Genomic DNA, 8581 nt, shown 5'->3' with positions numbered 1-8581 from the left:
GTCGGGGGTGGCGGGGAGGCCGTCGTCGTCGGGGCCCTCGTCGTCGCGGCGGTCGAGTTCGTCGAATTCGGCGGCGATTTCCCGGCGGGTCTGGTCCAGGAGTTGTTCCAGGCGGAGGGTTCTGGCCTTGGCGAGGAGGTCGGCGGCGAGTTGTTCGCGGTCGAGTTCGGTGTCGACCGAGCGGTCGTCGAGTTCACCGCGCAGTTGGGTGATCTCGTCGAGGATGTCGCGAATTCGGCTGTCCGGGCTCGGCTGGGGTTGCGGGTCGCGGGCGGGTACCGACTCGTCGGGTTGCGGTGCGGGCGACTCGTTCAGTCCCTGCTCCAGCTCCTGCTGGACCTCTGTCAATCGCTCGAGCGTCTCCGCGAGACGAGCGTCGGCGGCCTCATCGTGCCGATCGAACACCTCGTCGGTGGCCGCGGATTTCCGGCGGGCCGCGTCGTCGAACGGGTCGCCGTCCGAATCGCGGTCGTGCCCACCATCTTCCGGTTCATCAGACGACGACGACCGAGGCGGCTGCACGGGCGGCTTTCCGCCCCCACCGTTCACGGTACGAGCAGGACCGGACTCGCCTTGCTGCTCAGCAGAATTCGGCCGACCGGGCGCGCCCTCTCCCGGCAGCCCACTACCCGGCTGCTGCGGACGCCGGGGCGGAGTATTTTCGCCCGGCTCAGTGCCGAGATGGTTGTCGTTAGTACCGAAGTAGTCGTGCACCAACTGCCGCAGCGCCGTCAACTTCGCTGCGCGATCAGCGATTTCGATGCGCAATTCCCGGATCACGGCCGCCATCTGCTCGGGCTTCAGGCCTTCGTGCTTTTCGATCTTGCCGTCGCGGAACGCCTCGTAGATCTTGGCGTATGTCACGCCGTCCGCGCCCGCCAGGTCGACGCCGACCAGGCGTGCCCAATCGCGGCCCGCAGACGGCCGATTCGTATTGCCGACGTTGCCGGGGACGGTGAGGTCGAGGTTGCCCGCGCCCTCGGCGACCGCGCGGGCGAAGTCCGCCACGTCGACACTGCCGAGCGCGTCGGCGATCACCCGGCGCATCGCGTTGATGCTGTCGGGCCCCTGCAGCGGCATCGACTCGCGGACAAGCCTCGGGTCGGCGATTTCCTTGCCGTCCGACCGCGGATCGCTCTGATTCTCCGACCGGACGACGTCCTTGCTGTCCGTCGGCGCGAGGGCATAGCGGTCGATGTCGCGCAGCGCCTTGGCGAATTCGGTGAGTGCCTCACGCACCAGTTCGCCGTTGCCCTGCTGTTCGTGCATCCGCACCAGCTGATGCAGCTTCTTCCCACTCAACCCCTTCGGGTCGACGGCGAAGACCTTGTCGTCGTCCCTGTGCCCACCCGGCCGCTCGACCCGGCCCGGGGGCAGCAGCGCCGCGACCCGATGGTCGACACCGGCGAGGTCGGCGTACCGCGCGAGCCGCTTCTGCTTGCGGGTCGGCCGCTCGGTGGTGGTCGGGCGTTCGTCGGCGGGTAGCGAGTCGTGGCGGTGCGCCGGATGGATGTGACTGTCGGGCACGAGCCGGTCGGCCAGCCGCTGACGCGCCGCGTCGAGCGCCTTGGAATCGAGGTCGCGGAGGGTACCGAAGTACAGTTCCAGATCGTCGAAGTTCTGCGCGCGCAACGCTTTTCGTCGAGACGCGTCGGCGAGTAGGTCACCGAGCTTGCCCGCGGTCATCTGTTCCTGGGTCAGGCCGAGGGCGGACGCGAGGCGGCCGCGTGCGTTGCTGACGGTGTGGAAGTCCTCGACGAGGTTTCCGGTGCGCAGGAAGTCGGCCAGGCCCTCGACCTGCGCCGCGCGCACCGCGTTGTCGAGTTTGAGTTCGGCGATCCGTTCGTCGATGTCGCCGGGCAGCACATCTGCGGGGGTGAGCTCGAGGGCGAAGATCAGATCGACCAGGTCGGCGAGTATCTGCTCGCGGGTGCGCTGCACCGTCACACCGTCACCGGGGACGGCATCCGAACCGATGATCGGGCGCCAGGCGCCGTCACCGTCGCGCAGCAGGGTGATCCGCACATCGCGTCCGTCGACGTTTTCGGTGTGGTCGCGCACCTGCGGTGTGTCGACCGGCTCGAGGTGGGTTTGCCCCCTGAAGTCGGTGAGCACCTTGCGGTAGTCGACCAGCAGGTCGCCGTCGCGGATCTGCGCTGCCAGATCCGGTCGGGAGGCGAGCACATCGGCGAGAACCTGGTCGCGTTCGCGTGCCCCGTCGGTGACGACGAGCCGATCGGGCGCGCCGTCGCCGCCTGGCAGCCGGGCAACCTGGTCGCGAATCGGCTCGCCGAGGGTCGGCCCGTCGGTGTCGCGCGGTGGCAGCCGATCCTCCACGGCCGCGATCAGTTCGGCGAGCCGTTCGGCCCGTATCCGATTGATCTCGAACAGCCTCTGCACGAACGCGTCGACCGTGTCCGGCGTGAGCTGGTGCGGTCCGAGGCCGAATGTGCCTGCCCACGTGTCCAATTCGTGGGCCAGCTGGTCGCGGCGCAGGGCGTGCACGAAGAAGTCGCGCAGACCCTGGTCGCGGCCGAGCGCATCGGGGTCGCCGAACATCGGCAGCGGTTCGGCGCCGTTGTCGAGGGGGGTGGTGGCGAGCACGCCGGGATCGCGGCCGAACGCGGCGATGAACTCGGTGAGGAACCGGCCCATCGGGTTCTGGTCGATCATGCTCACCCGTCCGCCGAAGCGCACCGGAGCTTGCGATTCGCCGTCGGCGGAGGTGTAGGGCGCGTTCTGCTCGATGTGCGCGCGGATGAAGGCATCGCCGAGACCGATGATGGCCGCGGTCTGCCGCATCACCATGTATTGCTGCCGGTCGATTTCCCGGCGCAGCGCATCCGGCTCGTCGGCCACCTCGACGCCGAGCAACCGGTCGAACATCTCGCGCAGCGTCTCCCCACCGGGCGGCGGCGGGTCGACGGGCGGCGGCAGCGGCGGCAGCGGATCGGGCTGCGGCTTGTTGTGCAGTTCGTCGGCTTCGTCCTGGGTGATCAGGTCGTTGGCGAGCATGTCGCGCAGGATGCGTTCGCGCTGTCCACGCCCGGCATGCTCGAAGGCCTCGAGTAGATCGTTGCGCGCGTCCTCGGGGGTGACACGCTCGACCCGCAGATCGCTGATGATCTGCCTGCGCACCAGGTCGGCGTCGGCGTCGCTGAGCTCGGGACGGTATTCGGACCCGTCCTCATTGCGCATCGCCGGATACTCGCCGCCCGAACGACGCACCCGGCCGGACAACTTGCCGAAGAGCGGGAGGTACTCGCGGTTCTGGATCAAGACCGGGGTCTGCTGGGCGATCCGCAAGAACGTGGGGTCGGGCGCCGAAGCCTCGGGTCCGGGCCCGACCGTCGGAACTCCCGGCGGCGTCGGGCTGGGCGGAGGCAGTTGCGCCGGGCCAGGGTTGGCGATCATGTCGCCGATCCCGAGGACACCGTCGCGGATCGCGGCCTGTCCCGCACTGTCACCGATGTTGGGCGCGCCGGAGGGCTGCTTGAGGATCGGGAAGTGGTTGTTGAGTTGCGCGAGCGCACGTTTCAGGAACGACCTCGGCTCGGCCTGGCGCATGGTCGTGTCTTGCGGCGCCACCTGCCACTCGCCGTCGGCGTCGCGGTACAGCGGCACAACCACCTGTTCGCCGTCGATGTCGAAGAAGACGCGTCGTTCCGGTTCGGCCGGGATCGCAGGCTGTTCCGATCGCCACCACCGGCGCCGGCGTGGCGTTTCCTCCGGGGAGTTGTTCTGACGCGGCGCTTCCGGCTGCGGCTGGGCGGTGCGCGGTGGATCGGTGTGCGCACCGTCGCGCGTCAGCTCGCCGTCGCTACGCGAGCGATCCGGTTGCGAGCGGTCCGGCTGCGAACGATCCGGATCTCCGGCCTCGGGTTCCGAACGTTCCCGCTGTGAGCGATCCGGGTCGGACCCGTCCGGTTCCGGCCGATCCGGGTTCCCCCCATCGGGCAGTTCCATATGGTCGGCACCCTGTTCGGGCAGGTTGTGCACATAATCGCGGGTCGGGTTCTGTGCCTCCCGCATCAGCAGGTCGTAGAGGGTGCGGGCGGGCCAACTCGCTCGGTCGTGGCCGACCATGAGCACTTCCGTGAACGCCTCGGCGAGCGCCTCCGCCGGGTTCAACCGACCGTCGGGGCCACTGCGGCTGTAGCCGCTGAGCTGACGCCGCCACGAGTCCGGATCGTCGTACCCGTCGGGGTTGTCGTGGAAGGCTTCGTCGAGCGTCCCGTCGGCGTCGGCCCGGGCCGCTAGCCTGCCTGCCGCGTCGAGCGCGTGACCGTACTCATGCGCGGCGATGGCGTACACCGGCCGGTCGAGCACGCCCGGATGGAAGTGACCCGAGTCGACCGACTGCTGCATCGACGACCGCAGGTGGATGGCGCTGATCGCGTAGTCGTAACCGAGCGTGATGTCGGTATAGGGCAGGCCCGTGGTCCGGTCGGGGGTGCGGGTGGTCTGGCCGAGCACGCCGTAATCGAGGTCACCGATGCCGACGCGACGCAGATCCGTCTGCGGGAAGGCGTTGTACAGCTCGACCATCGACCGCGCGTAGTCGCGAACCACCTCGGCATCGAGCCCGGGCAGGTCGAAGCCGTACACGTCGAAGTCCGGGTTGTTCATCGCCTCGCGCAGCACGTCGCGCAGGTGGTCGCCCACCTCGCTCGGCGAGAGGTCCGACCATTCGTCGTCGCGGGGCGCACCGAGATCACCCAGGTCGGGGATGTCGTCCTCCCACGGCGGACGTAGCTGCATCTCGTCGGCCGCGCGATCCACGGTCATCGCGTCGGAGCGCGGTACCTGCGCCGCGTCGGTGAGCAGGTCGTACATGATCCGCACGGCCGGGCTCACCCGTTCCGGGTGCAGCGCGCCGTCCGCGTCACGGGTGGCTTCCATTTCGCGGAAAGCCTCGGCGAGCGCTTCACCCGGATTGAGCTCGCCGGTCCGGCTGTTCATGCTGTAGCCGCTGAGTTCGCCCGCGAGCCAAGGGTTGAAGCCGTCGCGGTCGCCCAGCCGGTTGCGGTGGTAGTGGTCGTGCAGACGCAGCCCCACACGTTTGCGGGTGCGGGGTTCGCCCGCGTAGTCGAGGGCATGCCCGAACTCGTGCACCGCGAAGCCGTACACCGGACGGTCCCACAGGCTGCGGGTGTAGAAGCCGGGCTTGCTGGCGCGCATGAGGTTCTGGAACAGGCTGCCATTGCCGGCGAAGTACTGCTGGTTGAACGTGATCGACTTGGCGCGGTAGCCGCCGTTCGGGTCGCGTTCGGGCGCTGTCTCCGCGACCCGGCCGGGTCCGGTCTCCCCGATACCGACGCTGCGCACCTCGACACTCGGGTATCGGGTCTGCATGTCGACGATGCCGCGGGCCAGTTCGCGGGCCATCGCCGGATGCACGTTCGGCTGGTCGAAGCCGAAGGTCTCGACATCGTGTCCGGTGATGTCGCGCATTCGTTCGGCCAGATGTCGTCCCACCTCGGCCGGTGGCAGATCGGACCATTCGTCGTTCACCGGGTCGGCCAGGAGGTCGCGGTCGGCGCGGTCGGGCACGTCGTCGGGTTCGGCGGCCCGTTCGGCGTCCTCGGACAGCGGCCAGGTGACCGATTCCGGTGGGCGCGCGGCGATATCGGTGACCAGATCGTGCAGTGCGCGTACCGGTTCCGGGCTGGTGTCGTCGCCACCGAGGGTGCGCAGCATCTGCGCCGCGAACGCCTCGGGCACGGCTTCGCCGGGACGCAACCGCCCGTTGCCGTCGAAGCTGTAGCCGCTGAGCTGCCGCAGCCAGTCGTCGTAGGACTGGGCGGGGTCGCGGGTGGTGTCGTCGGCGTAGCGCTGGATGAGCAGGTCTTCGGCCTGGTGGCGGGCGCTCTGCTGACCGGCGTAGTCGAGCGCGTGCCCGTATTCGTGGGCGAGCACCGCGTACACCGGCCGCCTCAGCACCTCGGGCGCGAAACGGTTGTTGTCGACCCCGAGCTGCATACGCTGACGGAAGTATTCCGCGCTCTGCGCGTGGTCGCGGCTGAGCACGATGGATTCGGTGTAGAGCCTGCCGGTCGCCGGGTCGATCCTCGGCTGCGACATTCCGATCACGCCCGTCGGCAGCTCGCCGATGCCGACGCGGCGCAGGTCGACGGTGGGGTTGCGGTCGAACAGGTCGACCATGGCGCGGGCGTATTCGCGCGCCACCTCCGGATTCACGGAGTCGGAATCGAAGCCGAACACCTCGAATTCGGGGTTGCCGGTGACCTGGCGCAGATGATCCTGGAGGCGCTCGGCGACTTCCTCGGGACTGCGGTTCGACCACTCGTCGGAGTCGGGGGCACCGAGCTGGTCGGCGTCGAAACGAGCCGCTTCGTCCGGGTCCTCCGGGCGGACAGGGGTGTCGTCGTCGGTGCGCGGGACCGCATCGGATTGCAGTGTGGGCGAATCGTATCCACCGACATTGTCCATGCGCACGAGGTTGCCGTCGCGCACCAGATCGAACTCGCTGACAGTCACGTTGCCGTTCCTGTCCGCGTGCACGTGGTGGTACTCGAAGCGCAGCGTGCCTGCCCGGTGCGCGTCGAGCAGGTCGTTCCTCGCGCGGATCAGCGCCTGCCCCTCGGGCGATTCGGGGTCGATGCCGCGTTGCCGCATCTGCTCGGGCGTCTCGGCGAGTATGCGGTGCAGGTTGTTGTCGATGCGCAGGGTGCGGCGGTAGTACTCGGGCGAACCCTGTTCCGCGCTCGCGACTTTCGAGCCACCGAGCTTGGAGCCGACGCCCTTCGCCTCGTGCGAGATCAGCGCCGGCGGCGCACCGTCGGTACCCGGCACGTAGACAACCACGTCGAGCACGTTCGCGCCGTCGATGACCGGGCGGCCGTCGATGTCCCCGTCGAACGGTGAAAGCAGCACAGCGCCGGGGAATTCGGCCGGGTCGAGGCCGAACGCGCGGGCGGCGAGCTCGCCGAGCGCCTTCGAGTGGGCGACGAGTTGCGGTCGCAGCCTGTTGAAACAGGCTGCGGCGCGTTCGAATTCGTCGAGACGCTCGAGCTTGTCGATGATCTCGGTTTCCCGGCGTTGCAGCTGGGGGTCGTCCGGGCGGTCCGCGAGGTCACGTTGCAGGTCGTCGTAGGCGTCCTCGAGCTTGCGCCGCTGCTCGGCGACGACCTTGTCCAGCTTCTGACTGCTGGCGATATCGCCGAGCTTGGCGACACCGAACTCGCCCATCAACCGGTTGACGATCTTCAGCGCGTCATCGCTGCGCTTCTGCACCACCGTGCGGTCGGCCACGATGTCGGCCATCTGCCTGGCGATCTCGGGATCGGCGACTTTGTAGGTGCGCTTGGGGCCCTCCTGCGCGAGATACCGGAACTCGCTGCTGGTGAGCGGATCACGACAGAACCCGTTGGCATCGTGCAGCCGGAAGTTGACATCCCGGAACGTGCCCGCCGGGTCGAGCACATGATGCCATTTGCCGTCCGCGGACTGATAGACGTCGTTCTCCAGGCCCTCCTCGATGTCATCGGACTCGGCGAGGAAGTCGGGTGTCTCGTCCAGCGGTGGACGCCGCGTGAGATCCCGGACATCCTCGGGCCGCACCGAACCATCGACCTCACGATTGCGGTCCGCACCATCGGATCCCCGTGCGGGCGCCTCACTTCCGTTCCCCTCAGGATTGCGCTGCGCACCATCCGGTGTCCGCTGCGGCCCGGTGCTGTCGGGCGTCCGCAGTGAGTCCGCCTCCGACGTGCGCTGGCGGGTGCTGTCCACGTCGGGCCTGCGCGGCGCGGCGGAGTCGGGGTCATTGCGCCGTGGGGCAGTGGCATCCCCGGCAGGCTGCCGCACCGCGTCCGGCCTGCGCTGCTGGGTGGAGTCCGCATCGGGTCGGCGCGGAGTCGAGCTGTCGGCATCGGGAGTACGTGGGCGAGCGCCGTCGGCGTCGGGCCTGCGCTGTTGTGTGCTGTCCGGGTCGGCTGCCCGTGAAGGAACATCGGGCGTCCGCGTGGGGCCCGAATCCGCATCAGCGGTGCGCGGGGATTCATCGGAGTGCGGGCGGCGCGCCTGCGCATCACCGGCGTCCGAATGTGAAGGCACGCCGTCGGAATCCACGGTCCGGGTGGGTCGCCCATCGGCGTCGAGCGTGCGCGACGACGCCACATCCGAATCCGGCGTGCGCGACACATCCGAATCCGGCGTGGGCGTCACATCCGAACCCGGCGTGCGCGGCGGTGTCACATCCGAATCCGGCGTGCGCGACACATCCGAATCCGGCGTGGGCGTCACATCCGAACCCGGCGTGCGCGGCGGTGTCACATCCGAATCCGGCGTGCGCGAAACATCCGAATCCGGCGTGCGCGGCGGTGTCGCATCGGCATCCGGCGTACGTGGTTGGGACGCAGCATGGTCCGGTGTGGGCGTCACATCGGGGTCGGGTGTGCGTGGCGGAGTTGTGTCCGAATCCGGGGTGCGGGTCGGCGGTGCTTCGGGCTCCTGGGTGCGTTCCGGGGTCGAGTCGGTGGCCGGTTCGCGGGAAGGTGTGACGCCCGAATCCGGCGTTCGCGGCGGTGTTGCTTCGGAGTCGGGGGTACGCGGGGCC

General features: G+C 69.0%; 2 protein-coding genes. One reads left to right on the top strand and one right to left on the bottom strand.

Annotated features, from left to right (window positions below; genetic code table 11):
• The coding region (locus HYG95_RS24290; RefSeq protein WP_370465908.1) for a hypothetical protein at positions 1 to 8298 on the bottom strand (8298 nt) is incomplete at its 3' end.
• Positions 8299 to 8395: 97 nt separating this feature from the next.
• Here HYG95_RS24290 and HYG95_RS24565 point away from each other — a divergent pair.
• A partial coding sequence (locus HYG95_RS24565; RefSeq protein ID WP_220139785.1) for a hypothetical protein occupies positions 8396 to 8581 on the top strand: 186 nt, incomplete at its 3' end.

This window comes from Nocardia sp. GTS18, assembly GCF_013839555.1.
GTDB lineage: Bacteria > Actinomycetota > Actinomycetes > Mycobacteriales > Mycobacteriaceae > Nocardia > Nocardia rosealba.
The sequence above is the reverse complement of the archived record's forward strand: the minus strand, read 5'-3'. Positions and strand labels throughout refer to the sequence as shown.